Here is a 26,359-nt window from a genome sequence, read left to right as displayed (position 1 = left end):
TCTCGGCAAATGCCGGGTCTCGGCCGACCAGATTTCAGGCCGGCTGCGAACCCTGTTTTTTGAGAAGGCCTTCAAGCAGTTGCTGGAAGGCTGCCACCACGGTCTTCGACGTCGCTTCGGGGTCGTTCGAATTGGCGATGCGCTGCGCCGCCTGGCTGCTGGCGCCGTTGATCAGCCGGGCGGCGGTTTCGGGGTCGACGCCGGGGACGACCACCCCCTCCTGCTGCAGAGCCGTCAGATGATCGGTCATCGAGCCGACGCAGGCATTGGCGTTCGGCCATTGCGCCGGATCGCCGAGCACAGCCGGACCGTCGCGAAACATGATGCGCTGGATTTCCGGCTCCAGCGCCATCTCGATATAGGTCGTGCATTCGTCGACGAAACGCTGCCAGCGGCTTGGCGCCCGCGACGCAATCTCATGGATGCGGACGGCCATCTCGCCATCGATTTCGGCGATGACGGCCTGCAGCAGGCCCTTCTTGTCGCCGAAATGATGATAGAGCGCACCGCGCGTCAGCCCGGCCGAGGCGGTGAAGTCGTCCATCGACGCGTCGGCATAGCCGATCGTGCCGAAAGCGTGGCGGGCCGCCGTGATCAGCTTGGCGCGCGTTTCGGCAATCATCTCCTTGCGGGGTCTGTGCATGGTTCTGGCCTTGTTCACATACGTTTCGTATGCCAATTGACATACGCGGCGTATCGACTACCTATATTCATACGCATCGTATGTAATTGTCGAATTGGCCTTTGTCGAGGAACCAGCCATGCAAAACCCATACTCAGAAATCTTTCGTGCCCCTGGAGCCAAGGGGTTTGCCGCCGCGGGCTTCCTCGCGCGGCTGCCGATCGCCATGGCGCCGATCGGCATCGTGGCCATGCTGTCGCAGACGCGCGGCGAATACTGGCTGGCGGGAGCTGTCTCGGCGACATTCGCGCTGAGCAACGCTTTCGTGGCGCCGCAGATATCACGGCTGGTCGATCGCCTTGGCCAGACGCGGATCGTGGTTCCGACCACCATCCTCACCGTGCTCGCCTTCGCGGTGCTGATTGCCGCAGCCAATCAGGACTGGCCGGTGTGGACGCTGTTCTTGTCGGCGCTGGCGGCCGCCGCCATGCCCAGCATGCCGGCCATGGTGCGTGCGCGCTGGACCGAGATTTTCCGCGGTCGGCCACAAATGAACACCGCATTCGCCTTCGAGTCGGCGGCGGACGAACTGGTCTATATCGCCGGCGCGTCGCTGTCGGTAGGCTTGAGCGCCGCGCTCTTCCCCGAAGCCGGCGTCCTGGTGAGCACGCTGTTCCTCGCCCTTGGCTCGACCGCCTTCATCCTGCAGCGCTCGACCGAACCGCAAGTGCGGCCGGTGGACCATGTCTCCAGCGGCTCGGCAATCCGCTTGCGGCCGGTGCAGATCATCACCTTCGCCCTGATCTTCGTCGGCGCCACCTTCGCGACGACGGAAGTGAGCACGGTGGCGATCACCAAGGAACTCGGCCAGCCGGGCGCCGCCAGCCTCGTCATCGGCGTCTATGCGCTGGGATCGTTCGTGCTCGGCCTCGTCGTCGGTGCGCTCAACCTGAAAGCGGCGCTGCAGCGCCAGTTGGCCCTCGCGGTCGCCCTCGTTGCGCTCGGCACATTGCTGCCGCTCACCGCCGACACGGTGCCGCTGCTGGCGCTGACCGTTTTCATCAGCGGCGTGGCGATCTCGCCAACCTTCATCACTGCCTTCGGCCTGATCGAACGCCACGTGCCGGAAGCGATGCTGACCGAAGGCATCACCTGGGTGATGACAGGCATCGGCATCGGCATGGCGCTCGGTTCGTTTGCCGCCGGTGCGGTGGTGGATGAATTCGGCGCCCGCAACGGGTTCTGGGTCTCGGTGGCGGCCGGCGTCATCGCATTGGTCACGGTGTTGCTGGGCCAGCGCAGCCTGGCCACCCACACATGCGAGCTGGACGGATGCGACGCGGCCGCCGTTCCCGCGGAGTAAGGACGCGGCCTGACGTTCGCTTTGGAGACCACCGCAAACGTTCGGAATTAGGTGAGGCCTCTGGCGTCGTCATCACGGAGCGACGCGAAGCGAAGCGCAGACCCGAGGACCCATTCCATTACCTTGACCGAAGGGTGCAGCGGAGCAGAATTCTGCACCGTTGCAACGCGTCGAAGTCGCGGCATGGGTCCTATGTCTGCGCCGCGTCGCTTCGCTCCTTGCTTCGCCATAGGATGACGACCGCGGAAAGGCTTCGGCCAATCACAAACGCATGTGACCTGCCCGCGCAATCCTTCCGACGCGCCATCCACCTGAGAAACTAGATAATCTCAGTTTTCGCGATGTGAATCCCAAAGCCTTCAAGCCCGACATAGTGGCGCTCGCGCGAGGCGATCAGGTTGATCGAGGAAATGCCGAGGTCCTTCAGGATCTGGGCGCCGAGGCCGATTTCTCGCCACTCGTTCTCACGGCGGCGGGCCTCTTCGTGGTCCTCACGGTCGGCACTCATCGGCCGGTTGCGCTCCTGATGGGCGACGCCGACCGAACCCTCTCGGAGGTAAACGATGACGCCGCGCTTGCGTTCGCCCATCGCCTTCATAATGGCGTCGAGCCGGTGGCTGGTGCCGAACACGTCGGTCACCACATCCTCGGAATGCAGCCGCACCGGCACGTCCTCGCCGTCACGGATGTCGCCGAAAACGACCGCGACATGGTGCATGGAATCCCAGGGCAGCGTGTAGGTGAAGACCTGTGCCTTGCCGCCGAGTGTGTCGATTTCGGAGCAGGCGACGCGTTCGACCAGCGTTTCCTTGCGCTGCCGGTAGGCGATGAGGTCGGCGACCGAGACCTGCTTGAGGCCGTGTTCCTCGGCAAAGCTCGCAACCTGCGGGCCGCGCTTGACGGTGCCGTCGTCATTGACCAGCTCCGAGATCACGCCGACTGGCGGCAGGCCGGCAAGCTTGCAGAGATCGACCGCGGCTTCGGTATGGCCCGAGCGCATCAGCACGCCGCCTTCCCTAGCGATCAGCGGGAAGATGTGGCCGGGCCGGACGAAATCCGAACCGCCGACATTGCCGTTGGCCAGGTTGCGCACGGTCAGCGTGCGGTCCTCGGCCGAAATGCCGGTGGTGGTGCCATGCTTGAAATCGACGCTGACGGTAAAGGCCGTGGTGTGGGCGGAATCATTGTCGGCGACCATCGGCTGCAGATTGAGCCGCTTGGCCTCCTCGCGCGGCATCGGCGTGCAGACGATGCCGGAGGTGTGACGGATGATGAAGGCCATTTTCTCCGGGCTGCAATGCACGGCGGCAACGATCAGGTCGCCCTCGTTCTCACGCCCGTCATCGTCCATGACGACGACGATCTCGCCGCGTTCGAAGGCGCGGATGGCTTCGACGATTTTCTTCTGATCGTATGGCATTGGCTCGCTTCGCTCGCAGGGAATAGGGTTGGGCAGTAGGAGTTAGGGAAGGAAGGACGGGCTGGCCTATTGCCTAATCCCTACTGCCTAATCCCCGGCCTGTCTGTCCCCGGTGCCGCAGATAATGGTCCGCGATGGCGCAGGCAACCATGGCTTCGCCGATCGGCACGGCACGGATGCCGACGCAGGGATCGTGGCGGCCCTTGGTCATGACGTCGACGTCGTTGCCGTCCTTGTCGATGGATTTGCGCGGCGTCAGGATCGACGAGGTCGGCTTGACGGCGAACCGGGCGACGATCGCCTGGCCGGTCGAGATGCCGCCCAGAATGCCGCCGGCATTGTTGGACAGGAAGACCGGCTTGCCGTCATTGCCGATGCGCATCTCGTCGGCATTCTGTTCGCCGGTGATGCGCGCGGCCTCGAAGCCGTTGCCGATCTCGACGCCCTTGACGGCGTTGATCGACATCAGGCCGGACGCGATGTCCTGGTCGAGCTTGGCATAGATCGGCGCGCCAAGGCCGGCTGGCACGCCGTCGGCGATGATTTCAATAACCGCGCCCACCGAGGAGCCGGATTTGCGGATGCCGTCGAGATAGCTGGTGAAGACCGGAACCGAGGCCGGATCGGGGGTGAAGAACGGGTTTTCGGCGTCACCGATGAAATTCCAGTTCCAGTTGGCGCGGTCGATCGATTTTTCGCCCATCGAGACCAGCGCGCCGCGCACCACCATTCCGGGCACCACCTTGCGCGCCAAGGCGCCGGCCGCCACGCGAGCGGCCGTCTCGCGCGCCGAGGAACGACCGCCGCCGCGATGGTCGCGCACGCCGTATTTGACTTCATAGGTGTAGTCGGCGTGGCCGGGACGGTACTGGCGGGCAATCTCGCCATAGTCCTTGGAGCGCTGGTCAACATTCTCGATCAGCATCGAGACGGGCGTGCCGGTGGTGATCATCGTCTCGCCGTCCTCGTCGAGGATGAAGCCGGATAGCACGTTCACCTCGTCCGGTTCGCGGCGCTGGGTCACAAAACGCGACTGGCCGGGACGGCGCTTGTCGAGTTCGGCCTGTATCTCTTGCCGTGTGAAGCGGATGCCGGGCGGGCAGCCATCGACCACGCAGCCGAGCGACGGGCCATGGCTTTCGCCCCAGGTGGTGACGCGGAAGAGATGGCCGAACGTGTTGTGAGACATGAATTTTAGCCCTGCCCGGCAGCGGACCGGATCAAAGGTGCGTTCTATTGGCGTTTTCCACAGCGGTCAAACTGTGATCCGGCGGTTTTAGTTTTGACACATTCGGTTGGTTTCTGCTCTCTTCCATCCGCCCGTTGAAAGCTCGCCGCCATCCGTGCAGGCGCAATGACAAAGAGGACGACGATGCGTACCCTGATTGGCGCTGCTGCCGCCATGTTGCTGATTTCCACCGCCGCCTATGCCGGCCAGACCGAAGGCCTGATCAAGAAGGTCGACAAGGACGCGCTGACGCTGACGCTGGAGGACGGTAAGTCCTTCAAGCTCAACGCCGAGACCGATCTCGATTCGCTGAAACCGGGCATGGATATCGTCATTGCCTATGACGTGACGAATGGCGAGAACGTCGTCACCGACATGGAACTGCCCGACACCGAGTAACACCGACATCGCACAGGCCCTTGCCGCTCGGCGGAGCCCTGCCCGGATAAACAGGACGGTCGTCCTGTTTTTATCTGCTCGAACCTAAAGGCAATCCAGACGCCCGTCCTGCAGCCTGAGCACCCGGTCCTGCCGCACTTCCAGGTTTGCCGCTTCGTGTTCGGAAACACCCTTGACCATCCGAAACAGGGTCCGCACGACGCCACCATGCGTGACGCAGACCGTCTGGCGGTCGAGCGCGTCGAACCACGGCTTCACCCGTTCGAGCAGCATCTGGTAGCTTTCGGCGCCCTCGCCCGGCGGCTGGAAATTCCATTTGTTGCGCCGTCGCGCCTTCGCCGAGCCCGGCATTCGCGTATCGAGTTCGGCATAGGTAAAGCCCTGCCAGTCGCCAAAGTGCACCTCGACCAGACGCGGGTCGGTGCGGTAGGCATCGGGATCGAGTTGCATCGCCAAGCGTAGCCGCTGCATCGTCTCGCGCGTCCGCTTCATCGGACTGGCGACAAAGTCGAAATCCTCAGGGTTCTGGATCAGCTCGGCCAGCCGCCGCCCATTGCGGGTCGCCTGCTCGCGGCCGAGTGCGTTGAGATCGGTGTCGGCCTGGCCCTGCAGCCGCGACTCGGCATTCCACTGCGTCTGGCCATGGCGCACGATGTAGACGAGCGGAACCATCAGGTCTTCCGGAAATCAGGACAGGCAGGCGGAAACCGCGGCAGAGCTATTCCTTGACGGTCGAAATATCCGGCGCGTCGACCGACTTCATGCCGACGACGTGATAGCCGGAATCGACATGGTGCACCTCGCCGGTGACGCCACGCGACAGGTCCGACAGGAAATAGACGGCGGAATCGCCGACTTCTTCCTGGGTGACGGTCTGCTTGAGCGGCGAATTGTATTCGTTCCACTTCAAAATGTAGCGGAAGTCGCCGATGCCCGAAGCAGCCAAGGTCTTGATCGGCCCGGCCGAGATAGCGTTGACGCGGATCTTCTTGCCGCCGAGGTCGACGGCGAGATAGCGCACGCTGGCTTCGAGCGCTGCCTTGGCGACACCCATGACGTTGTAATGCGGCATAACCTTTTCGGCGCCATAATAGGTCAGCGTCAGCAGCGAGCCGCCATCGGTCATCAGCGCTTCGGCGCGCTTGGCGATGGTGGTGAAGGAATAGACCGAAATGTCCATGGTGCGCAGGAAATTGTCGCGCGTCGTCTCGACATAGCGTCCGGTCAACTCGTCCTTGTCGGAAAAGGCGATGGCATGGACGAGGAAGTCGAGCTTGCCGCCCCAATGCCTAGCGACATTGGCAAACACCTCGTCGAGGCTCGCCGGATCAGTGACATCGCAATGACCGGCGACAAAGGCGCCCAATTCCGCAGCCAGCGGCTCGACGCGCTTCTTGAACGCCTCGCCCTGATAGGTCAGCGCGATCTCGGCGCCATGGTCGACGCAGGCCTTGGCGATGCCGTAGGCAATCGATCTGTTGTTGGCGACGCCCAGTATAAGCCCGCGCTTGCCGGCCATTAGGCCCTGTCCACCCGCCATGTCAGCGCTCTCCGAAAGGTTTTCTGCTTTGGAGTGCCTATCGCACAGGCAGAAAGGCGCATCAAGCACAGACGGGGCGCGCGTTCAATTCAGACACTCGGCGTGACAACGAATGGGGGATAATAAGGTTGTTGTGAGATTTGAACGCCTCACTGCGGCCAGCGCGCCTTGATGGCCCAGGCCCGGCCGACCAGCCGAATCGGCTGGCCGGCAACGCATCGGCCCTATCCAGCCATTTTGCGCCAGGGAATGAGCATTCCCACCTGCTTGCGGTAGCTTCGGTACTGATCGCCGAACATCGCGACGAGATCGCGTTCCTCGAGGAAGATGCCGAGCAAGATGTAGCCGGTGCTGCCCACCGCGAACAGGAGATGGCCCCATGTCATGGACGGCGTCGCCCAGAAGGCCAGGAGGAAGCCGACATAGAGCGGGTGCCGGACCCATTTGTAGAACAGCGGCGTCCTGAACACGGGCGGCGCCGGTTCGCTCTTGCGCAAAGCGGCGAGAACCTGGCGCAGGCCGAACAGTTCGAAATGGTTGATCAGAAAGGTGCTGGTCAACAATACCGCCCAGCCGAGCCAGAACACGCCATGGATGACGGCGACCCAGACCGGGTTCTCGACCGTCCAGACGAGACCGGGAATCGGCCGCCATTGCCAGTAGAGCAGCAGCAGGATGAGGCTGGCCAAAAGCACATAGGTGCTGCGTTCGGCCGCGTGCGGGACAATCCGTGTCCACCAGCGCTTGAAAACCGGCCGCGCCATGATGCTGTGCTGGGCGGCGAAAAGGCCGAGCAGCAGTGCATTGCCGATGACGGCTTCGACCGGACTTCCAGCGACTCCGGAATCGATCGATTTCGGCACGACCATGTTGCCGACGAAACCGACCGCATAGAGAAACGAACCGAGAAAAATCAGGTATGCGGCAACGCCGTAGATAAGGGTGATTACGCCCGCCATGACTGCCCCTCCATGCAAGCATCAGGATTCGGTCGGTCGACCGAATTCAGTGTCAAAAACCATAAATTCTCTGACGAGTCAACTTGATCGGTCGCTCGACCGAGATAGAGTGGAGGGACGTCCAGCCCCCGACAGGAGAAGCTATGATCCGCCCAGATTGCACCGCTACCAGCGGCAGCCACGCCGCATGACGGACGCTGCCGAAGCCGTTACCCCGCCGCAGAACAAGCAAAAGCGCGACACGCGCGCCGAACTGATTTCGGCTGCCGAGTTATGCGTCCATCGAGGCGGTTATGCCGATCTGTCGACGCGCCGCGTTGCCGAGATCGCCGGCGTTCCGCTCAGCCAGATCCATTACCATTTCGGCTCCAAGGAACGGCTGTTCCTGGCCCTGCTCGACCATCTGAACGAGGGCCTGCTGAAGCGCCAGGCGGAGACTTTTGCGGCACCGATGCCGCTGTGGCAACGCTGGGAGCGCGCTTGCGATTTCCTCGACGATGATCTGGCGTCCGGCTATGTCCGGATCCTGCACGAGATGATCGCGGCAAGCCTGTCGAGCCCCGAGATCGCCAAGGCGGTGCGCCGCGACCTGCGCGGCTGGTTCGAACTGCTGGACGGACTGGCGCAAGAGGCGGAGCGGCGGTTCGGCGGCCTCGGGCCATTCTCCGCCGCCGAAGTAACCAGCCTGGTCAGCGCCGCCTTCCTCGGCAGCGAGACGATGATCCTGCTTGAGATCGAGAGCCCGCATGTCCCGGTGCGGCAGGCGTTGCGCCGCTTCGGCGAAACCATCCGGCGGATGGAGGAAGCAGCGCCCGGCAGCTAGCCAGCCAAGTCGGGCCGCGTCAGCCTTTGCGGCTGCGCATCAGCGCTTCGAGTTCGCTGTCGCCGCCTTCCGGTAGCATGATGCGGACATGGGCGTAGAGATCGCCATGGCCACCCGCCTTTTCCGGCAAGCCCCTGCCCTTCAGGCGCAGCACCTTATCGGAGCTCGACCAAGCCGGAATGTTGACCGCCAGCCTGCCGGTCGGCGTGTCGACCGGCACCTTGGCGCCCAGCACCGCGTCGGCCAACGCTACCTCCAGATCGGCATGCAGGTCACGGCCCTCGATGCGGTAGCGCGGGTGCCTGCGGATACGGATCTTGACCAGCGCATCGCCCGGCTGTCCCGGCCCCTGCTCGCCCTGGCCCTTCAGCCGGATGGTCTGTCCGTCCTCGACATAGACCGGCAGCTTGACCGCAATCTTGCGGCCGTCGGGGAACATCGCCGTCACCTTTTCGGCGGTCGCTATCTCCTCGATGGTGACGTCGAGCGTGACGTTGAGATCGGCGGCGGTCGCCTGCTGGCGGCGGTCGCCTGTTCCGGCGCCACGCGCGCCTGAAAAGGCGTCGCCGAAAATCTGGCTGAAGATATCGCTGTTGCCGTCGAACGGATCGCCGCCCGGACGCCCGGATCGGAATTCGAAGCGCGAGCCGCCGGCGCCCTGCTGGCGGCGGAAGTCACCAAACGGATCACCGCCGCCGGCTGCGCCCTCGAAGCCCTGGAATTTCGGCTTGCCGTCGGCGTCGATCTCGCCGCGGTCGAAGGCCGCACGGTTCTTCTCGTCGCCGACGACCTCATAGGCCTGATTGGCGGCGGCAAAACGGTCCTTGGCCTTGGGATCATTCGGATTCTGGTCCGGATGATACTTCTTGGCGAGCTTGCGGTAAGCCGATTTTATGTCCTTGGCCGATGCGTTCTTGGCAACGCCCAGCACCTCATAGGGGTCGCGCATGCGTCCTGCCCTGGAAAATGAGTTAAATCCACGTTGGCCCTTATATGCGCTCCCATAGGAAGAAATTCCAGTGGCGCGCAGGCTTATCGAGGGTTGAAATTGCGATGCCCGCAAACCTCGAAAATCAGAGCGGTTTGAAGTCCTGCATGTGCCAGCCGCCGGCCGCGGCGATGCACAATTGCCCCTTGAACAAAGCGACGCCGTCGAAGCTTTCGCGCGAGGCGGTAAAGCTGCGGCAGGCCTGGCCGTTGTCCTGCACTTCGGCGAGTTCGGTGATGGAGCCCCGCGAGCCGGTGTCGGCATTCGCCCACGGCACGGCCTGGCCGCGAAGCTCCTCGATGTCGGCCGAAGACACCGCATTGCCGATCGTGGTCTGGTCGGAAGCGCTGTCGGCGTCCGTCGATGTCACCCTGGCCGGCGCGCTTGAGGTGACGATGGAACGATCGACCTCGGCCTTTTCCAGGCTGAAGCCGCCGGCGCCGCAGGCGGCAAGCGGCAGGGCGATAATCACGATCACGGCTTTCGAACTGGCCGAAGCGATAACGCTCCATTGCCCGCTGTCAAAAGCTTGCGCGATACGCGACAATCGGCAACCTCCTGAAGCTCGAGACAATTTGAGAAAAACTATGAGTGACACTGAGTTAACAAGTAGTGACTTTACCAAAGCCGCCGAGCCGTTCCGGCTCTTTGCTGAGTGGCTGGAGGACGCCAAGAAAAGCGAAATCAACGACGCCAACGGCGTAGCACTTGCAACCGTCGATGCCGACGGCATGCCGGATGTGCGGATGGTGCTGCTCAAGGGTTTCGATGAAAGCGGCTTTGTCTTCTACACGAATTTCGAGAGCGCCAAGGGCCGCGAGATTCTTGGCAGCATGAAGGCGGCGATGTGCTTCCACTGGAAATCGCTGCGCCGCCAGGTGCGCATACGCGGTCCGGTGGAGATCGTCAGCGACGCTGAAGCCGACGCCTATTACGCGACGCGGCCGCGCGGCAGCCGCATCGGCGCATGGGCTTCGAAACAGTCGCGGCCGCTGGAAAGCCGCTTTGCCCTGGAGAAGGCGGTGGCCGAATACACGGCGCGCTACCCTATCGGCGAAATCCCGCGGCCAAAGCACTGGTCGGGCTTCCGCATCGTGCCGCAGGCGATCGAGTTCTGGCACGACCGGCCATTCCGGCTGCACGATCGGCTGGTCTTTTCGCGCAACGCCGAAGGCGGCTGGGACAAGACACGGCTTTATCCCTGAGGAGAGGTTCAGGCCTTCTTGCGCGTCATGAAGGCCGTCAACGCGGCGCGCGCTTCGTCGGACTTCAGCCGCTCGGAGAAATGCTCGCTCTCCACCTTGATGCGGGCGACAAGCTCGTCGCGCGGGGCGCGCATCAGGTCACGAGCGATCTTCAGCGCCTGCGGCGGCTTGGCGGCGATCGCGCCGGCCGCTGCGAGTACCGCGGCTTCTAGCCCGTCCTCCTCGACCACCTCATAGATCAGGCCGGCGGCCTTGGCGCGTTCGGCGGAAAAACCTTCGCCGAGGCCAAGCAGCGCGAAGGCGCCCTGCCTGCCGAGGATGAGCGGCGCCAGCAGGCTGGAGCCCGCCTCCGGCACCAGGCCGAGGTCGACGAAGGGTGTGCGGAACACAGTGGGCGGCGTGGCGAAAGTCAGGTCGCAATGCAAATTGAGCGTGGTGCCGATGCCGACCGCAATGCCGTCGACGCCGGAGACCATCGGCTTCTCCGTTTTGGCCAGCGCCATCAGGAAGTCCCAGACCTCGTTGCCGCCCTCACCGCCGGTGGCGATGACCAGGAAATCGGCGAGATCGTTGCCGGAAGAGAAGGCGCCAGGCACACCGAGGAAGACATGGACGCGAACCGCCGGGTCGGCATCGCCATCGGCCAGCGCCTTGGACATTGTCGCGTACATGGCGCGCGTCAGTGCGTTCTTCTTGTCGGGACGGTTCATGCGGATGATCTGGATGGCGCCCTGGCGCTCGACGAGGATATGGTCTGTCACGGTCATTCTTCCCTGGTGAGCGCTCTGGTATTCAGGCCGTTATCAGCGCCTTGCCGGCGGTAGCGAGGCTCTCGGCGCCATCGATGACGCGTTCCTTCAAGGCGCTGACTTCGCCGAGCAGGTTTTCGGCGAAAAAGCGGCAAAGGGCGATGCGGCTCTGCTGGGCAAGTCCGCCACGCGCCAGATAAGCGCCGCCGGCAGCAAGCGAGATCAGCCTGAGATAGGGGGTCGCACCGGCTTGCGCTTCGTCCAGACGGCCGTCGGCCAGCAGCTTCTGCAGGAAGCGCGTCGCCTCGGTGAGATCGTCGAACGCCTGGTCAAGCGCTTCGGCCGTGCGGCCGAAGCCCTGCAGGTTCGAGGTCCGCACCTCGTCGGCGATGGCCTTCAGTTCGGCGATATAGCCATGCACATGCTCGCCGCCGCCAAGCGGCAGTTTGCGCACCACCAGGTCGATCGCCTGGATGCCGTTGGTGCCTTCATAGATCGGCGCGATGCGGGCGTCGCGATAGAGTGCGGCTGCCCCGGTCTCTTCGATGAAGCCCATGCCGCCATGGACCTGGACGCCCAGCGACGCAACGTCGACGCCGACATCGGTGGAAAACGCCTTGGCCAGCGGCGTCAGCAGATTGGCGCGATCGCGCCAATGCGCGGCCTCCTCGCCTGCCGACAGACGCGCGAAGTCGATGGCGTGGGCGCAGGAATACGAGATGGCGCGGGCGATCTGGGTCAAAGCCTTCATGGTCAAGAGATTGCGCTGCACGTCGGGGTGATGGACGATCGGCGCCATCCCGGCGCCTGAAAAGTCGGATGCCTTGCCCTGGCGGCGCTCGTTGGCATAGGCGATCGCCTTCTGTGTCGCGGCTTCCGCCACCGCCACGCCCTGCATGCCGACGCAAAGCCTCGCGTTGTTCATCATGGTGAACATGCAGGCGAGCCCCTTGTTCTCCTCGCCGATCAGCCAACCGATGGCGCCGGGCGGAGCACCCTGGAACCCGTCGCCATAGATCATGGTGCAAGTCGGCGAGGCATGGATGCCGAGCTTGTGCTCGAGGCCGGAACAGAAGACGTCGTTGCGGGCGCCAAGCGAGCCGTCATCATTGACCAGGAATTTCGGCACCAGGAACAACGAAATACCGCGCGTGCCGGCCGGTGCGTCGGGCAGCCGCGCCAACACCAGATGGATGATGTTGTCGGTGAAATCATGCTCGCCATAGGTGATGAAGATCTTTTGGCCGAAGATGCGGTAGGTGCCGTCGCCGGCAGGCTCGGCGCGGCTGCGCAGGGCTGCGAGATCGGAACCGGCCTGCGGCTCGGTCAGGTTCATCGTCCCCATCCACTCGCCGGAGACGAGCTTTGCCAGATACTTTGCCTTCAGCGCTTCGGAGGAATGCTTGTCCAGCGCCTCGACGGCGCCCATGGTCAGCGTCGGGCCGATGCCGAAGGCCATGGCGGCGGAGTTCCACATTTCGAGCGCGGCCATGCCCAACATGGTCGGCAGGCCTTGGCCGCCAAATTCTTCCGGCCCCGACAGCGCGTTCCAGCCACCGTCGATCCAGCTGCGGTAAAGCGCCTTCCAACCGGGCGGCATGGTCACGGCTGCATCCTTCAGCATCGCGCCGTGTTCGTCGCCGATCTTGTAGAGCGGCGCCACCTCCTCGCTGGCGAAGCGGCCGGCCTCGGCCAGGATGGCGTCGACAAGGTCTTCGCCGAGGTCCCCGAACGCGCCGCTGTCGAGTGCCGGCTTGAGCCCGGCGACATGCTTGAGCGTGAACGAAATGTCGTCGACCGGGGCCTTGTACATGCCGCTTCTCCTCCGCTGCTCCGACCGCTCGATCCTAGGACCCGGGCCGATGCAAAACCACCCGCCTCTGGGCGGCCTCCGGCTTTCTTTTTACGTAAACGTCAAACTTTGTCACGCGGATTTTGTAGCGAACTCCGTCGTCCACGGGTGGAGCGGGAGCGTAGCGGACGCCGAGTACCATGTCGCGACCTCGCGCTAGGGGCGCAACGGTGCAGAATTCTGCGCCGTGGCAACGCTTCGAAGTCGCGGAATGCATACTATGGTCCGCGCCGCGTCGCTTCGCTCCTTGCGTCGCCATAGAATGAAGAAGTCGCGAGAGCGACAGGACTCCTGCCCGAAAGCACTTCCTTAACCATACCGGTCCACCATCGGTGTTTGGTCAGCGGGGGTCCCCTGTTTGAAAACGCCGGCGCATATTCTTCGCCGCTCAGCGATCGCTCTCGCGGCGATGATGGCGCTGATATCAGCGGCTACAGCCTCGGACTTTTCCGAGCCTTGGCGGGATGGCGACCGCGCGCTGGTAGTCGACGCCTATGAATACAATTCCATCGATTGGGCGCAGCTCGCCACCGACAAGCGCGTTGTCGGCTTCATCAACAAGGCCTCCGACGGGTTGCCGCCGCCCTATTTCTGTTATGGCGACGAAACCACGGTCAAACTCTGCAAGACGCTGTGGAAACGCTTTGCGGTGACGCGCGAGCTGTTCCAGACGCGCAAGGTGGTGGCCAAGGCGCTCGGGCTGAAATGGGGCGCCTATCATCTTGCCCGCCCCGGCAATCCGCTCGAGCAGGCCAACAGTTTCATCGATTTCGCCGAACCGGCGCCGGACGATCTCCTGGCCCTCGACCTCGAAGGCAACGACCCCTCGCAATGGATGTCGCTGGACGATGCCGAGGAATTCGTGCGCCAGGTGCACCGGCGCCTCGGCCGTTTCCCGATCCTCTACACCAACGGCAAGACCGCCCAGTACATCGCCGACAACCGCTATCAATACCGGCTGTTGTCGCGGCTGCCGCTCTGGTATGCGCGCTACAAGCCCGACATCGACGTGCATTTTCCGATGGGCAACTGGCAGGGCTATGCGCTGTGGCAGTTTTCGGCGCAGGCCAATTGCGGGCGCCTGCGCTGCCCCTACCGCGTCGCCGGCACGCCCAACGACATCGACGTCAACGTCGCGCCGATGGACGCGGCGGCACTGCGCCAGCAATGGCCCTTCGGCGGCCTGATCGACGTGCCGCCCGACTACCTCGCCTCGATACCGGTGCCGGTGTCGCGCGCGGCCGGGCTCGCCGGCAAAGTCACCATCACATACGCCGATGTGGCGACGCCACCGACGGTCGAGGAAATGGTGGCGGTGCTCGGCGCGCGCTGGCAGACATTCCGCGCCGCCTTCCGCATGCCGGTGGTCAAGACGGTGCCGCGCCGCGCGCGCTTCGGCATTGCCGAGTATGTCGCCTGGAAGCGAACCACGTATCGTTCGGAGGCTCTGCTCGAGGCCGCCTTCTCGCAGGCCGCCGACCCGGTCAGCACCGCTTCGACGGAACTGGTTCGCGAGCGCTGAGGCTCAGGTGGCGCTGGCTTTCTCCCGCGCCACCGCCTGCCAGCCTATGTCTCGGCGGCAGAAGCCTTGCGGCCAGTCGATACGGTCGAGCGCGGCGTAAGCGCGGCTTTGCGCTTCGCCCACCGTCTTGCCTGATGCCGTGACGTTGAGCACGCGGCCGCCATTGGCGACCAGCGCGCCGCCATTGATGGCGGTGCCGGCGTGGAAAATCTCAACACCATCGCCGGCCGCCTCTTCCAGCCCGCGGATGACCGAGCCTTTTTCCGGCGTCCCGGGATAGCCCTGTGCCGCCATCACCACGGTGAGCGCGGCATCGTCGCGCCAGCGGATCGAACTGTGCGCCAACTGGCCGTCGACGGCGCCGTTGAGCAGCACCAGCAGATCGTCCTTCAGCCGCATCATCAGCACCTGACACTCGGGATCGCCGAAGCGGGTGTTGTATTCGATCAGCTTCGGCCCTTTGTCCGTGATCATCAGCCCGGCGAAGAGAATACCGGCGAACGGCGCCCCAAGCTCGGCCATGCCGCGCATGGTCGGCTCGACGATCTCGCGCATGGTGCGCTCGACCATTTCGGGGCTCATCACCGGCGCCGGCGAATAGGCGCCCATGCCGCCGGTGTTGGGGCCGGTGTCGCCGTCGCCGACGCGCTTGTGGTCCTGCGCGGTGCCGAAGGGCAGTGCCGTGGTGCCGTCGCACAAGCAGAAGAAACTCGCCTCCTCGCCGGTCATGAATTCCTCGACCACGACCTCGGCACCGGCGTCGCCAAAGGCGCCGTCGAAACAGGCATCGAGCGCGGCTTGCGCCTCATCCAGCGTCATGGCGATGGTGACGCCCTTGCCGGCGGCAAGCCCGTCGGCCTTGATGACGATCGGCGCGCCGACCTTTTCGACATAGGCTTTCGCCGAGGCAAGATTGGTGAAGCGGCCATAGGCGGCGGTCGGGATGTCGTATTTGGCGCAGAGGTCCTTGGTGAAACCTTTCGAGCCTTCGAGCCTCGCTGCGCGCTTCGACGGGCCGAAGACGCGGATGCCTTCGCCGCGCAGGTCATCGGCAATGCCGGCGACTAGCGGGCCTTCCGGCCCGACGACGACGAGGTCGATCGCGTTGTCCTTGCAGAAGCTGGCAACAGCGGCATGGTCGGCGATGTCGAGCTTGACCAGTTCGGCCTCGTGGGCGATGCCCGGATTGCCGGGCGCGGCATAGAGCCTGGTCAAAAGCGGCGAGGCCGCGATCTTCCAGGCCAGGGCATGTTCGCGGCCGCCGGAGCCGATCAACAAAACGCGCATGCCGATGTCCCTTGTCATTTCACGACAGGGACTGCGCTATTGCCCCGGGCGGCGCGGGTCAAGAGTTTTACCTTGCGCCATACCGGTTGCGCACGGGAACGTCGCGCCGAGAGCACGGCGTCCCCGGCCGGTATCAGCTCTGGAAGACGACCGGGAACCAGTCCTCGCGCAGTTTCTGGCCGGGCTTCATGTCATGGCCGGGATAGGGCGGCGAGGTACGGCCGGGGCGCTCGACATAGCGCGCATCGTCGCCGACCCAGCGCAGCGACAGCGCCCGGCGACGCGCCGCGGTCGGATTGCCGCGCGCACCATGCGCGGTGCGGAAGTCGAACAGGATGGCGTCGCCCGGCTCCATCTCCCATTCGAGCACCTTCAGCGACGGGTCCTTGTCTGGATCCGGCACGGGCAGATAATCGCCCTCGCCGGCATAGAAATTGCTGTCATCGAGCCAGCGCACCGGCAGGATCATCTTGTCCCATTTGTGCGAGCCGGCGATCAGCCGCAGCGTCGCTTCCTTGACCGGATCGATCGGAATCCAGAAGCTGACGGTCTGGGTGCCATCGACGAAGTAATACGGGATGTCCTGGTGCCAAGGCGTCGGCTTTTGCGTGCCCGGTTCCTTGACCAGCACATGGTCGTGGAAGAACTGGGCGCTGCGCGACTGCATCGCCGCTGCCGCGAGTTCCGCGGCCGGGGAATTGCGCACCACGTCGACGAATTCGGGAATGCGCTCCCAATTGCAGTAATCGTCGAAGAAGCTGCCCTTGCCGTTGGCGATGTCCGAAGCCGTGGCGCTGCGGTTTTGCATGTTGCGCTCGATGCCGGCGGCGATGGTGCCGACCCAGTCCTTGAAGGCGCCGCGTATGCAGACCGCGCCGTCGCGCTGGTAGTCGGCAATCGCTGCGGCATCAATATGTCTGGCGGCCATCTCATGTCTTCCCTGTTTCGATGACCGACTATCGCAGTCGCCGCACATCGCGTAAAATAATAACTTCTCATCTCTCTTATAGCTTTACTCTATGAACCTGACCCTCACCCAGCTGCGTTACCTCGTCACTGTTGCCCGTCACGGCAGCGTCACCGCGGCCGCGCGGATGCTGAACGTCTCACAGCCGTCGATCTCGGTGGCGATCGACAATGTCGAAGCGACGCTCGGCCAGAAACTGTTCGTGCGCCAGCGCGGCAGCGGCATCGCGCTGACCTCGTTCGGCCGCAGCGCGGTGGCGAAGGCAAAGCAGGTGCTGGCCGAAGCGGACGAACTGGTTGGGCTCGGGACGCGCGACGCCGATGTCGGGGGCGAACTTGTGCTCGGCTGTTTCGAGGATCTGGCGCCCTATTTCGCGCCGGCGCTGATCCGCGCTTTTTCGCAACGCTGCCCGGCGGTCACCGTGGTGGTCCGCGACGAGACCTTCGAGACGCTGGGCCGGCGGCTCGGCGATGCGGCAATCGATCTCGGCCTGACCTACGATCTCGGCCTGCCCTCGCACTTCGCCCGCATCCTGCTGCATGAGCTGCGGCCACACGCGCTTCTGCCGCAAGGCCACGCACTGGCCAGCCAGGCGAGCGTCAGCCTGGCGGAGCTGGCGACCCATCCCTTGATCACCACCGACCAGCCGCATAGCTGGCAGCATATGCTGGACCTGTTCCTCAGCCGCGGCCTGTCGCCGGTCTCGCAATCGACGGCGAGTTCGTTCGAACTGCAGCGCAGCATGGTCGCCAACGGCTTCGGCGTCGCGGTGAGCTACACCAGGCCCTATGGCGACAGGAGTTATGACGGGCTGCCGCTGGTCTGCAAGCCGCTGTCCGATCCGCTGCCGATGCAGCGCATCATCCTCACCCATGACACAAGGCAAAGGCTGTCGAAGGCGGCGCTGGCCTTCACGGAGGTGGCGAAGGAATGGTTTGCCAGCCACGATATTTTCACCGCCTGAGCGACAATGCGGCCGCTTGACGGCGCACGCCGCTGCTGCCACTCCAGCACGATGGAAACCATCCAGTCGAAAGCCGCACAGGGCCGCGTCGCCGACGCGCCGAGCGGCCATTGGGTCTACAAGATATTGCCGCGCTGGCTGTGGCCTTACGCGCAGCTTGCGCGCTGGGACCGGCCGATCGGCTGGCAATTGCTGCTGTGGCCCTGCTGGTGGTCGGCAGCGCTTGCGGCCAGCGCCTATCCGCGCCCGACCGACCCGTTGCTCACATTGCTGCCGTCGCCGTGGGTCCTGTTCCTGTTTTTTGTCGGCGCCGTCGCCATGCGCGGCGCCGGCTGCACCTATAACGACATTGTCGACCAGGACATCGACAACAAGGTCGAGCGCACCCGTTCGCGGCCCCTGCCGGCCGGCAAGGTGACGCGCCGCCAGGCCTGGATATTCCTGGTCATCCAGGCATTGGTCGGCCTCGTCGTGCTGTTGCAGTTCAACGACTTCGCCATTCCGCTCGGCATCGTCTCGCTGGTGATCGTCGCCGTCTACCCCTTCATGAAGCGCTTCACCAACTGGCCGCAATTCGTGCTTGGTCTCGCCTTCTCCTGGGGCGCGCTGATGGGCTGGGCGGTGGAGTTCGGCGATCTCGATGGCTCGGCCATCATGCTCTATATCGGCTCGATCCTGTGGGTGATCGGCTACGACACCATCTACGCGCATCAGGACAAGGAAGACGACGCTATCGTCGGCGTGCGCTCGACAGCGCGGCTGTTCGGCGACAACACCAAGACCTGGCTGGTCGGGCTTTATGGCGGCACGCTGGTCTGCTTTGCCATCGCCTTCGCCTCGGTGCAGGCGCCGGTGGTGGCGCTGGCCGGGCTGATCGCCGCCGGCGCGCATATGGCGCGGCAGATAGCGGTTCTGGATATCAACGATCCCGATCAATGCCTGCGGCTGTTCAAATCGAGCAACCAGGTCGGCTGGCTGATCTTCCTCGGCCTGATCGGCGGTGCGCTGTGGGTGGCGCTGAAGCCGCTGGTGTAGGCTCCCTCTTCCTTCTCCCCTTGTGGGAGAAGGTGGATCGACGCGCAGCGCCGAGACGGATGAGGGGTGCTCCAGCGGAGTGAGGCGTTGGCGTTCCCTGGAACACCCCTCATCCGTCTTGCCGCTTCGCGGCAATCCACCTTCCCCCACAAGGGGAGAAGGAAGAGGAGCGCTCTATTCTCTCGAAATAATCTCCTGGCCATCAATAACCAGCCTCAGCCCGAGGTCGCCGGCCCTGCGGCGGGCGAGGAAGCGCGGGCGGCGCGTGGTCGAGACCCGGCCCTTGCGGCGATCCTTGGCCGGCAGCGCCTTGATGGCGGCGCCGAGCGATTCCTCAAGCGTGCGGGCAATGCCGTCGGATTCGATCAGCAGCATCTGCAGCCGGTAGGCGTCGGCCCAGGCGCGCCAGTCGGCGGCGACGTCGTCGAGATCGTCGGCCACCAGCAGCGGCACCGACAGCATCGGGTCGTTGTGCAGGAGTTCGAGGGTTACCGTGACATTGCCTTGCGCATCCTCCATCGCGCGGGCGGCGACGCCGCGAAACGCGTTGGCGGGCAGCGCGATGATCGCCGGCACGCCGCTCATCTCGAGCGTGCGGCGGATGACGGCGCCGCGCTGGTCGATGGTGAAGGTAACGTCGCCATAGTCGTCGCGCGTGGCATAGCTCACCACTTGCGGCAGGCGGAATGGGTCGAGGCGCATGTTGCGCCCGGCCCAGACGGGCTTCAATACACTGTTCATCTGCTGCCTTCCTGTGTTTCTCCTGAGAGCCGCTTTCACGGATCCCACCGGGCCAGTTTTCCCGGCCTCGTTGTGTGAAACATTAGCGCGAGCTTCTGCCGCGCGGCTTAAGAAAGTCAGTTAAATTTTGCTGATCTCAGGCGATGGTTATCGGAATGAGACCAGCCACAAAATGTTGAAAGGATCAGATAACCTTACCGGGATTCATGATGCCGGCCGGATCGAAGACGGCCTTCACCCGGCGCATCAGTTCGATCGCCATTGGCGGCGCGGTGGCGATCAGTTCGTCGCGCTTCAACTGGCCGATGCCATGCTCGGCCGAGATCGAACCGTGGAAGGAGCGCACGACATCGTGCACGGCATGGTTCATGGCGTGGTAGAGGCCGAGAAACGCTTCGTCGTCACCGCCCTCCGGCCGGGAGATGTTGTAGTGCAGATTGCCGTCGCCCATATGACCGAAGCAGACCACGCGCGCCTGCGGACTGACCGAAGCCACTGCACCGGCCGCCTTTTCGATAAACGCCGGGATGGATGCCACCGGCACCGAAATATCATGCTTGATCGAAGCACCTTCGGGCTTTTGCGAATCCGGCAGCACCTCGCGGAAGTTCCAGAACGCGTCGCCCTGCGCCAGGCTGGCCGCGATCACCGCGTCGCCGACGATGCCTTGCTGGAGGCCTGCCGACAGCACTTCTTCGATCAGCCCCCTGGCGTCCTCGGCCGAACGGCCCGACGACACCTGCATCAACACATACCATGGCCAATCCTGCGCCAGCGGCCGCGTGACGCCCTGCGCATGGCGCAGCGTGAAATCATACGGACGCCGGCCGATCAGCTCGAAGGCGGTGAGTGCCGCCCCTGCCCGGTCCATCGCCAGGCTGAACAGCGAAAGCGCTGCTTCCGGCGACGACAGGCCGGCAAAGGCCACTTCGCGCCCCTTGGGCTTGGGAAACAGTTTCAGCACCGCTGCGGTGATGATGCCGAGCGTGCCTTCGGCGCCGACGAACAGGTTCTTCAGATCGTAGCCGGTGTTGTCCTTCTTCAATTTGCGCAGATCGTCGAAGACCTCGCCGGTCGGCAGCACCACTTCGACGCCGAGGCAGAGTTCGCGCGCATTGCCATAGGCAAGCACGCCGGTGCCGCCGGCATTGGACGAGAGATTGCCGCCGATCTGGCAGGACCCTTGCGCGGCGAGCGACAGCGGAAACAGCCGGTCGGCGGCATCGGCCGCTTCCTGCAGCGTCTGCAGGATAACGCCGGCCTCGACGGTTACCGTATTGGAGAAGACGTCGATCTCGCGAATGCGGTTCAGCCGCGACAAAGAAAGCACGATCTCGCGGCCGGATGCGTCAGGCACCTGGGCGCCGACCAGCCCGGTGTTGCCGCTTTGCGGCACGACCGGCGTTCCCGTCTCGCTCGCCAGCCGCATGATACGGCTCACCTCGTCGACGCTGCCGGGACGCAGCACCAAGGCGGTCCTGCCATGCCACAGACCGCGCCGCTCGGTAAGATACGGTGCAATATCGGCTTGGTCGCTCAGTGCATATTTTTCGCCGACAATGGCAGTGAAGCGGTCGATGAGGGCGGGATCGAGATCGAAGGGGGAGTCGTTCATGGGCGCAAACTATGGCGCTCAGTCGAGCTTGTCACGGGGGGCAGCGGCACGAAACAGCCGATCGTTGATCGCCTCGCCGAGCCCCTCGAACGGGATCGGCTCGACGGCGATCGTCGCCGCACCGCTGCGGTCGAGTTCCTGCAAATACGCGAACAGATTGCTTGCGGCTTCGCGCAAATCGCCTGATGCCGACAGGTTGCGCAAGGCGGCCGCCGCTTGCCAGCCTTCGGCGCGGCGGACGCCAAAGGCCAGCAAGGCCTCGCCTTCAACCACGTTTTGCGCGTCGAGCCGCACCGCGGCGCCCGGCGCATAATGCGACGCCCGCCTGCCGGGCGCCTCGATGCCGGCGGGCGCGCCGCGCTGCAGCTTGAGGCCGGTGACGGCCTCGATATCGGCGGCAGCGATGCCGCCTGGCCTCAGCAGCCGCACGCTGTTGCCTTCGACCTTGACGATGGTCGATTCCAGCCCGACCGGGGTGGCGCCGCCATCGACCACCAGCCGGATTTTGGCGCCGAGATCGGCCGCCACGGCTTGCGCCGTCGTGGCGCTTATCTTGCCCGAAGAGTTCGCGCTGGGCGCGGCCAGCGGCCGGCCGAGCCTGGCGATCAGCTCGCCGCCGAAGCCCCTCGGCATGCGGAGCGCGATCGTATCGAGCCCGGCGGTGACCAGCGGATGGATGCCGTTGCCGGGTCGGAGCGGCAGCACCAGCGTCAGCGGCCCCGACCAGAACGCCTCGGCCAGCCGCTTCGACAGCGGGTCGAAGATCGCAATGCGCTCGGCCATCGCGAGATCGGCGACATGGGCGATCAGCGGGTTGAAGCGCGGCCGGCCCTTGGCTTCGAAGATGCGGGCGACGCCGACGCCATTGGTCGCGTCGCTGGCCAGTCCATAGACGGTCTCCGTCGGGATAGCGACGACGTCGCCGCCCTCGAGCAGCGCCAACGCCTGCTCCATCGCTTCGCCGACGGATAGTATCTCAGCCACTCGCTTCACCTCACAGGCACCGGACCTAAAGCGCGTCGCGCTGAACCGGATTCATGCGACGCGCTTTAGGTCTTTGTTTTGATGCATGTCGTTCTCTCAAAACCGGGGCCACTTTTGAGCGACATGCATTAGAGCGGTTCAGCGGTTCGCTGAAACGCTCTAAGTATTTGTTTTTGCGCAATTCCGGACGGAAAACCGCTACTCACTTTTCCTGGAATTGCTCTAATACGGCAGTGGTTTTCGGGCAAGCCGGCGTTGGCGAATTATCAATGCCTAAAATGCTACGTTTCCCTGCAAGCCGGCATCAATCCTAAGGCTATTTGCGGTTAGGGCTGGCGGCTTGTCGGGCAAGGGGACGGTTTCGATGTCGATGCGTGTGCTTGGAGCGCTTGGTTTCACCCTGGCGGCGATGACCGGTGGGGCGCACGCCTCGTCGATCGTCTTTCTCGGCGTCTCGACCTCGACGCCATCGGTCATCAAGGTTGGCGGATCCGAACCGGTCAGGACCGCCTCGACGCCATCGATCGTCGCGCTCGGCGATGCCCAGCCCGATGTGACTTATGAAAAGGTCGCGGCGATCCCCGAAAAGCCCAGGCAGGACCCGATGATCATTCGCGGCGGCATCGTCGGCGGCGCCTTCGCCGCGCCGGCTCCGACCACGGCGCGCGCCGCGGCGCCGGCCACTGAGCCGACGGCAGAGACCGCACCAGCCGGAACTGCAACGGCATCGAACGGCAAGCCCGAGTCGCAACCGGCAGCGCCGCAGCCGGCAGCAACACCGCAGCAGCCGATCGAGGGCGTCGGCAAAGCCGAGTAGGCCATTCAGCCAAAACAGTCGGCCAAGACAGTCGGCCGATCCATGCCGCTTGACGCCGATCGACGCCCCGGCGCAGGATCGGCTTGGCGGCGGCGGCCCCAATTTCGCCAATCGGGTTTGGCATGAGCGCGCCGGGTTCTAGGAGAGCGAGGGGTTATCATGAACATGACGAAATCTTTGACTATTGCCGGCCTGTTGCTGGCGTCACCTATAGGTGTCGGCGGCGCGCAGGCCGGTGACGAGCTAGGGTCCTACGTCGCGCGCATTTCCGATCGCGACCACCATGCCAGCGACGGCTATGAGCTGAGCAGCGCAGCACAGATGGTGCGGCAGGACCGTGCCAACTGGCACAAGTTCCACCGGCGCGATGCCGACGACCAGGGCGATGACTGGTTCCGCAGCAACGATGATCGCGCGTATCTGGAACGCATGCTGAAGCGCGGTGGCGCGATGAGCTCCTCGACACGGAACGCCATCGTCAATGGCGAGCCGCTGATCCAGGTCGACGTCTATTCAGACAGCGTGCATGTCAGCATTTTGGAGGACTGAAAACAAGACGGGCGGCGTGTGAACGCCGCCCGTGTTCGGGCTTGTCCGTCCCTTAGCCAGCTATTCTGGAAAAATCCGCGACCTGATCGGTGGCCGTGCGGATGCGAGCCAGCAGCGCCAGGCGGTTGGCGCGCACGGCCTGGTCCTCATCATTCACGAGAACGCGTTCAAAGAATGAATCAACCGGTTCACGCAACACGCTAAGCGCCAGCATGGCGGCGGAAAAGTCTTCGTTTTGAATCGCTTCGCCGGCTTCTCTCTCCGCCTGATTCACCGCCGCAAACAGCGATTTCTCGGCCTCCTCGCGAAACAGCGCCGGCTCAACAGTCGCGGCGACGCGCGTTTTCTTCTTCTCCTCGGCAGCCAGAATGTTGGCCGCGCGCTTGGCGCCGGCGAGCAGGTTCTTGCCGTCCTCGGTGTCGAGGAAGGACCCCAGAGCTTCGACGCGACGCACGATCTGCAGGAGGTCGTCCGACTGCGATTGGCCGATCTCCCCCCTTGTGGGGGAGATGCCCGGCAGGGCAGAGGGGGGCGCGCCAGAATGAGAGGTCGGCGGGACAGCGCCCCCCTTTGTCGGCTTCGCCGCCCCCACAATGGGGGAGATTGGCGCGCTTCCACCACCTGCCAGCACGGCGTCAATGAGATCATGCCGAGCGCCCTGGTCGCGGAGATAGACTTTCAGGCGGTCGTGGAAGAAGGCGAGGAGGTCGGGGCCAAAGGCCCGTCCAGCCTTGGACGCGAGATAACTCTCCGTTTGATAGGCACTGTCGAAGAGCGATGTCAGCGGCAGTGAGATCCCATTCTCGATCAGGATCCTCACCACGCCCAGTGCGGCCCTTCTCAGCGCGTAAGGATCCTTCGAGCCCGTGGGCTTTTCATCGATCGCCCAGAACCCGACCAGCGTATCGATTTTGTCGGCGAGTGCGACGGCAATCGACACCGGATCGGTCGGCACGCTATCCGACGGACCTTGCGGCTTGTAATGTTCCTCGATCGCCGCGGCCACGGACGGATGCTCGCCCTGCAGCAGCGCGTATTTGCGGCCCATGGCGCCTTGCAGTTCGGGGAATTCTCCGACCACTTCGGTGGTGAGATCGGCCTTGGCGAGCACCGACGCACGCCCGGCGAGCGCGGCAATCTCCCCCCTTGAGGGGGAGATGTCGCCGAAGGCGACAGAGGGGGTCGTCTCGCGTGGAGCGCCAACTCCCTCTTTCTTTGCAAAGCCAGATTGCGTCGCGGCAGCCGAACCGACCCCCTCTGGCCTGCCGGCCATCTCCCCCTCAAGGGGGGAGATCGACTGCGCCACTGTTGGCGCCAGTTCCTCCGCCAGCCGCTTGATTCGCTCTACCCGCTCGCCTTGCGTGCCGAGCTTGGCGTGGAAAGTCACCCCGAGATGGTCGAGGCGGGCCATGCGTTGGTCGAGCGGCTTTTTCAGATCGAGCCCGAACTTTTCCGCCGATGCTTCAAGCTGCTCGAGATCGGGCAGATCGCCCTGGTCGGTCCGCCAGAAGTACAGCGCATCCGACAGGCGCGCGCGCACCACCTTGCCGTTGCCGTGCGCGATCTCCTTGCCGCCATCCTTCGCCTCGATGTTGGCGGTGAGGATGAAGCGGTTGGAAAGGTTTTCGCCGTCGCCTTGCGGACGGGTGACAAAGCATTTCTGATTGGCGCGAATGGTCAGCCGCACCACCTCGGGCGGAATGGCAAGAAAGGCCTGCTCGAATTCGCCCATCAGCACCACCGGCCATTCGACCAGGCCCGACACTTCTTCCAGCAGCCCTTCGTCCTCGACCAGATCGAGCCCGTTGGCGAAGGCGAGGTTGCGGGCGTCGGCAAGGATGATCTCCTTGCGCCGGTCGCCGTCGAGCACGACCTTGGCCGCTTCCAGCTTGGTCACGTAGTCGTCGAAGCGGCGCACGGTGATTTCACCCGGCGCCATGAAACGATGGCCATAGGTGATATTGCCCGAGCGGATGCCATCGATCTCGAAATCGACCACCGCCGGCTCCTCGGTCTCCGGGCCGAAGGTGCACAGGATCGTCTGCAGCGGCCGCACCCAGCGCAGCGAACCGGGCTTAGCCGAAGCCGGCCCCCAGCGCATCGATGTCGGCCACGGGAAGCTGCGGATGATGGCCGGCACCAGTTCGGCGACGATTTCTTCCGCCGCCCTGCCCGGCTTCGAAATATGGGCGACGTAGAAATCGCCCTTCTTCGGATCGGAATGGACATGCGCCTCGGCAACCGAGGCAAGGCCTGCCTTGCGCAGAAAACCCTGCACCGCCTGGTCCGGCGCCGCCGTCGACGGCCCCTTGATCTCCTCGTGGATGTCCTTCGAGCGCGCGGTCAGGCCCCTGACATCGAGCGCCAGGCGCCGCGGCGTCCAGTATTCGCGCGCGGCGTCATAGGTCAGACCCGCCTCGACCAGACCGTCGGTCAGCATCTTCCTGAGATCGCCCGCCGCCTTGCGCTGCATGCGGGCGGGGATTTCCTCGGAGCGAAGTTCTAGCAAAAGATCAGGCATCAGAGTTTCTCCACCCGCATGCCTTCTCCCTGATTGCGCGTCCTCGCGCCTCCGGCGCTGCGGTTGCGCGGCCGGGCGGGGATTTCCTCGGAGCGGAGTTCCAGCAACAAATCCGGCATCAGAGTTTCTCCACCCGCATGCCTTCTCCCTGATTGCGCGTCCTCGCGCCTCCGGCGCTGCGGTTGCGCGGCCGGGCGGGGATTTCCTCG

25 protein-coding genes are annotated in these 26,359 nt (G+C 64.3%); 9 read left to right on the top strand and 16 right to left on the bottom strand.

From position 1 onward, the window contains the following. Positions 1-34: 34 nt before the first annotated feature. Positions 35-643 (bottom strand): TetR/AcrR family transcriptional regulator, encoded by a 609-nt coding sequence (locus tag NKH35_RS13860; protein WP_023708733.1) that lies wholly within the window; start codon positions 641-643, stop codon positions 35-37. A gap of 118 nt (positions 644-761) precedes the next feature. On the opposite strand from NKH35_RS13860, the gene NKH35_RS13855 reads away from it, so the two are divergent. Continuing rightward, entirely contained in the window at positions 762-1,985 is a 1,224-nt protein-coding gene (locus tag NKH35_RS13855; RefSeq protein ID WP_352914950.1) for an MFS transporter, read from the top strand. A 319-nt stretch (positions 1,986-2,304) separates the two neighbouring features. On the opposite strand, the gene ribB is transcribed toward NKH35_RS13855, so the two are convergent. Both ribB and aroC read right to left on the bottom strand, forming a co-directional pair. After that, positions 2,305-3,405, bottom strand: coding sequence for a 3,4-dihydroxy-2-butanone-4-phosphate synthase (ribB, locus tag NKH35_RS13850; protein WP_023668438.1), 1,101 nt, complete (start codon positions 3,403-3,405; stop codon positions 2,305-2,307). Between the two features lie 73 nt (positions 3,406-3,478). Next, positions 3,479-4,594, bottom strand: coding sequence for a chorismate synthase (gene aroC, locus NKH35_RS13845; protein ID WP_352914948.1), 1,116 nt, complete (start codon positions 4,592-4,594; stop codon positions 3,479-3,481). A gap of 183 nt (positions 4,595-4,777) precedes the next feature. On the opposite strand from aroC, the gene NKH35_RS13840 reads away from it, so the two are divergent. Beyond that, positions 4,778-5,032 carry a DUF1344 domain-containing protein gene (locus NKH35_RS13840; RefSeq protein ID WP_023685405.1) on the top strand — a complete coding sequence of 85 codons (255 nt, stop codon included), beginning with the start codon at positions 4,778-4,780 and terminating at the stop codon, positions 5,030-5,032. An 84-nt stretch (positions 5,033-5,116) separates the two neighbouring features. On the opposite strand, the gene NKH35_RS13835 is transcribed toward NKH35_RS13840, so the two are convergent. The 3 genes from NKH35_RS13835 to mddA all read right to left on the bottom strand — a co-directional run bounded on the left by NKH35_RS13835 (position 5,117) and on the right by mddA (position 7,531). Beyond that, positions 5,117-5,704, bottom strand: a complete 588-nt coding sequence (locus tag NKH35_RS13835; RefSeq protein WP_352914946.1) for a histidine phosphatase family protein — start codon at positions 5,702-5,704, stop codon at positions 5,117-5,119. A 46-nt stretch (positions 5,705-5,750) separates the two neighbouring features. Further along, positions 5,751-6,572, bottom strand: a complete 822-nt coding sequence (gene fabI, locus NKH35_RS13830; RefSeq protein WP_352760765.1) for an enoyl-ACP reductase FabI — start codon at positions 6,570-6,572, stop codon at positions 5,751-5,753. A 224-nt stretch (positions 6,573-6,796) separates the two neighbouring features. Then, positions 6,797-7,531 (bottom strand): methanethiol S-methyltransferase, encoded by a 735-nt coding sequence (mddA, locus tag NKH35_RS13825; RefSeq protein ID WP_023702030.1) that lies wholly within the window; start codon positions 7,529-7,531, stop codon positions 6,797-6,799. Between the two features lie 187 nt (positions 7,532-7,718). Between mddA and NKH35_RS13820 the strand changes: the two genes are divergently transcribed. Then, positions 7,719-8,354 (top strand): TetR/AcrR family transcriptional regulator, encoded by a 636-nt coding sequence (locus NKH35_RS13820; protein WP_352914944.1) that lies wholly within the window; start codon positions 7,719-7,721, stop codon positions 8,352-8,354. Between the two features lie 19 nt (positions 8,355-8,373). On the opposite strand, the gene NKH35_RS13815 is transcribed toward NKH35_RS13820, so the two are convergent. Next, on the bottom strand, positions 8,374-9,303 hold the full coding sequence (locus NKH35_RS13815) for a DnaJ C-terminal domain-containing protein (RefSeq protein ID WP_352914942.1): 930 nt from the start codon (positions 9,301-9,303) through the stop codon (positions 8,374-8,376). A 124-nt stretch (positions 9,304-9,427) separates the two neighbouring features. After that, a complete protein-coding gene (locus tag NKH35_RS13810; protein ID WP_023687129.1) occupies positions 9,428-9,889 on the bottom strand; it encodes an RT0821/Lpp0805 family surface protein in 462 nt (153 codons plus the stop codon). Positions 9,890-9,917: 28 nt separating this feature from the next. Between NKH35_RS13810 and pdxH the strand changes: the two genes are divergently transcribed. Beyond that, positions 9,918-10,547, top strand: coding sequence for a pyridoxamine 5'-phosphate oxidase (pdxH, locus tag NKH35_RS13805; RefSeq protein WP_352914939.1), 630 nt, complete (start codon positions 9,918-9,920; stop codon positions 10,545-10,547). 8 nt (positions 10,548-10,555) lie between these two features. Here the strand turns inward: pdxH and NKH35_RS13800 are convergent, their stop codons facing one another. Together NKH35_RS13800 and NKH35_RS13795 are read right to left on the bottom strand one after the other, a co-directional pair. Next, a complete protein-coding gene (locus NKH35_RS13800) occupies positions 10,556-11,308 on the bottom strand; it encodes a crotonase/enoyl-CoA hydratase family protein (RefSeq protein ID WP_352914937.1) in 753 nt (250 codons plus the stop codon). A gap of 31 nt (positions 11,309-11,339) precedes the next feature. Further along, positions 11,340-13,109: an acyl-CoA dehydrogenase family protein gene (locus NKH35_RS13795; RefSeq protein ID WP_352914934.1), complete on the bottom strand. Its 1,770-nt coding sequence runs from the start codon at positions 13,107-13,109 to the stop codon at positions 11,340-11,342. Positions 13,110-13,557: 448 nt separating this feature from the next. On the opposite strand from NKH35_RS13795, the gene NKH35_RS13790 reads away from it, so the two are divergent. After that, a complete protein-coding gene (locus NKH35_RS13790; protein WP_033003791.1) occupies positions 13,558-14,670 on the top strand; it encodes a glycoside hydrolase family 25 protein in 1,113 nt (370 codons plus the stop codon). Positions 14,671-14,673: 3 nt separating this feature from the next. Here NKH35_RS13790 and purD read toward each other — a convergent pair whose 3' ends face one another. Continuing rightward, a complete protein-coding gene (gene purD / locus NKH35_RS13785; RefSeq protein WP_023732108.1) occupies positions 14,674-15,957 on the bottom strand; it encodes a phosphoribosylamine--glycine ligase in 1,284 nt (427 codons plus the stop codon). 133 nt (positions 15,958-16,090) lie between these two features. Continuing rightward, positions 16,091-16,885, bottom strand: coding sequence for a phytanoyl-CoA dioxygenase family protein (locus tag NKH35_RS13780; protein WP_023706642.1), 795 nt, complete (start codon positions 16,883-16,885; stop codon positions 16,091-16,093). A gap of 91 nt (positions 16,886-16,976) precedes the next feature. On the opposite strand from NKH35_RS13780, the gene NKH35_RS13775 reads away from it, so the two are divergent. Both NKH35_RS13775 and ubiA read left to right on the top strand, forming a co-directional pair. After that, entirely contained in the window at positions 16,977-17,888 is a 912-nt protein-coding gene (locus tag NKH35_RS13775; RefSeq protein WP_023732109.1) for a LysR family transcriptional regulator, read from the top strand. A 51-nt stretch (positions 17,889-17,939) separates the two neighbouring features. Continuing rightward, the gene (gene ubiA / locus NKH35_RS13770) at positions 17,940-18,923 is read left to right on the top strand and encodes a 4-hydroxybenzoate octaprenyltransferase (RefSeq protein WP_023732110.1); all 984 of its coding nucleotides are present in this window, start codon (positions 17,940-17,942) and stop codon (positions 18,921-18,923) included. Between the two features lie 174 nt (positions 18,924-19,097). On the opposite strand, the gene NKH35_RS13765 is transcribed toward ubiA, so the two are convergent. The 3 genes from NKH35_RS13765 to NKH35_RS13755 form a co-directional block, all read right to left on the bottom strand. Further along, a complete protein-coding gene (locus NKH35_RS13765) occupies positions 19,098-19,664 on the bottom strand; it encodes a DUF6101 family protein (RefSeq protein WP_023684357.1) in 567 nt (188 codons plus the stop codon). A gap of 184 nt (positions 19,665-19,848) precedes the next feature. Further along, the gene (locus NKH35_RS13760; RefSeq protein WP_023732111.1) at positions 19,849-21,279 is read right to left on the bottom strand and encodes an FAD-binding oxidoreductase; all 1,431 of its coding nucleotides are present in this window, start codon (positions 21,277-21,279) and stop codon (positions 19,849-19,851) included. An 18-nt stretch (positions 21,280-21,297) separates the two neighbouring features. Then, positions 21,298-22,263 (bottom strand): L-threonylcarbamoyladenylate synthase, encoded by a 966-nt coding sequence (locus NKH35_RS13755; RefSeq protein WP_352914929.1) that lies wholly within the window; start codon positions 22,261-22,263, stop codon positions 21,298-21,300. Positions 22,264-22,627: 364 nt separating this feature from the next. Between NKH35_RS13755 and NKH35_RS13750 the strand changes: the two genes are divergently transcribed. Then, positions 22,628-23,080 carry a hypothetical protein gene (locus NKH35_RS13750; RefSeq protein WP_352914927.1) on the top strand — a complete coding sequence of 151 codons (453 nt, stop codon included), beginning with the start codon at positions 22,628-22,630 and terminating at the stop codon, positions 23,078-23,080. 159 nt (positions 23,081-23,239) lie between these two features. After that, entirely contained in the window at positions 23,240-23,629 is a 390-nt protein-coding gene (locus NKH35_RS13745; RefSeq protein ID WP_023668461.1) for a hypothetical protein, read from the top strand. 52 nt (positions 23,630-23,681) lie between these two features. Here the strand turns inward: NKH35_RS13745 and glyS are convergent, their stop codons facing one another. Then, positions 23,682-26,150: a glycine--tRNA ligase subunit beta gene (gene glyS, locus NKH35_RS13740; protein WP_352914925.1), complete on the bottom strand. Its 2,469-nt coding sequence runs from the start codon at positions 26,148-26,150 to the stop codon at positions 23,682-23,684. Positions 26,151-26,359: the final 209 nt, after the last annotated feature.

This window comes from Mesorhizobium sp. M1143 (genome assembly GCF_040318435.1).
Classification (GTDB): Bacteria; Pseudomonadota; Alphaproteobacteria; order Rhizobiales; family Rhizobiaceae; genus Mesorhizobium.
This window is presented reverse-complemented; position numbering and strand designations above follow the sequence as displayed.

Bases quoted from the DNA above. Each gene is read 5' to 3' on its own strand.
- glyS (WP_352914925.1), bottom strand. From the start codon at position 26,150: ATGCCTGATCTTTTGCTAGAACTTCGCTCCGAGGAAATCCCCGCCCGC.
- NKH35_RS13840 (WP_023685405.1), top strand. From the start codon at position 4,778: ATGCGTACCCTGATTGGCGCTGCTGCCGCCATGTTGCTGATTTCCACC.
- ubiA (WP_023732110.1), top strand. From the start codon at position 17,940: ATGGAAACCATCCAGTCGAAAGCCGCACAGGGCCGCGTCGCCGACGCG.
- aroC (WP_352914948.1), bottom strand. From the start codon at position 4,594: ATGTCTCACAACACGTTCGGCCATCTCTTCCGCGTCACCACCTGGGGC.
- ribB (WP_023668438.1), bottom strand. From the start codon at position 3,405: ATGCCATACGATCAGAAGAAAATCGTCGAAGCCATCCGCGCCTTCGAA.
- NKH35_RS13780 (WP_023706642.1), bottom strand. From the start codon at position 16,885: ATGGCCGCCAGACATATTGATGCCGCAGCGATTGCCGACTACCAGCGC.
- NKH35_RS13835 (WP_352914946.1), bottom strand. From the start codon at position 5,704: ATGGTTCCGCTCGTCTACATCGTGCGCCATGGCCAGACGCAGTGGAAT.
- NKH35_RS13745 (WP_023668461.1), top strand. From the start codon at position 23,240: ATGAACATGACGAAATCTTTGACTATTGCCGGCCTGTTGCTGGCGTCA.
- NKH35_RS13750 (WP_352914927.1), top strand. From the start codon at position 22,628: ATGTCGATGCGTGTGCTTGGAGCGCTTGGTTTCACCCTGGCGGCGATG.
- NKH35_RS13795 (WP_352914934.1), bottom strand. From the start codon at position 13,109: ATGTACAAGGCCCCGGTCGACGACATTTCGTTCACGCTCAAGCATGTC.
- NKH35_RS13855 (WP_352914950.1), top strand. From the start codon at position 762: ATGCAAAACCCATACTCAGAAATCTTTCGTGCCCCTGGAGCCAAGGGG.
- NKH35_RS13860 (WP_023708733.1), bottom strand. From the start codon at position 643: ATGCACAGACCCCGCAAGGAGATGATTGCCGAAACGCGCGCCAAGCTG.
- NKH35_RS13775 (WP_023732109.1), top strand. From the start codon at position 16,977: ATGAACCTGACCCTCACCCAGCTGCGTTACCTCGTCACTGTTGCCCGT.
- NKH35_RS13820 (WP_352914944.1), top strand. From the start codon at position 7,719: ATGACGGACGCTGCCGAAGCCGTTACCCCGCCGCAGAACAAGCAAAAG.
- fabI (WP_352760765.1), bottom strand. From the start codon at position 6,572: ATGGCGGGTGGACAGGGCCTAATGGCCGGCAAGCGCGGGCTTATACTG.
- NKH35_RS13815 (WP_352914942.1), bottom strand. From the start codon at position 9,303: ATGCGCGACCCCTATGAGGTGCTGGGCGTTGCCAAGAACGCATCGGCC.
- NKH35_RS13790 (WP_033003791.1), top strand. From the start codon at position 13,558: ATGATGGCGCTGATATCAGCGGCTACAGCCTCGGACTTTTCCGAGCCT.
- purD (WP_023732108.1), bottom strand. From the start codon at position 15,957: ATGCGCGTTTTGTTGATCGGCTCCGGCGGCCGCGAACATGCCCTGGCC.
- mddA (WP_023702030.1), bottom strand. From the start codon at position 7,531: ATGGCGGGCGTAATCACCCTTATCTACGGCGTTGCCGCATACCTGATT.
- NKH35_RS13760 (WP_023732111.1), bottom strand. From the start codon at position 21,279: ATGAACGACTCCCCCTTCGATCTCGATCCCGCCCTCATCGACCGCTTC.
- NKH35_RS13765 (WP_023684357.1), bottom strand. From the start codon at position 19,664: ATGAACAGTGTATTGAAGCCCGTCTGGGCCGGGCGCAACATGCGCCTC.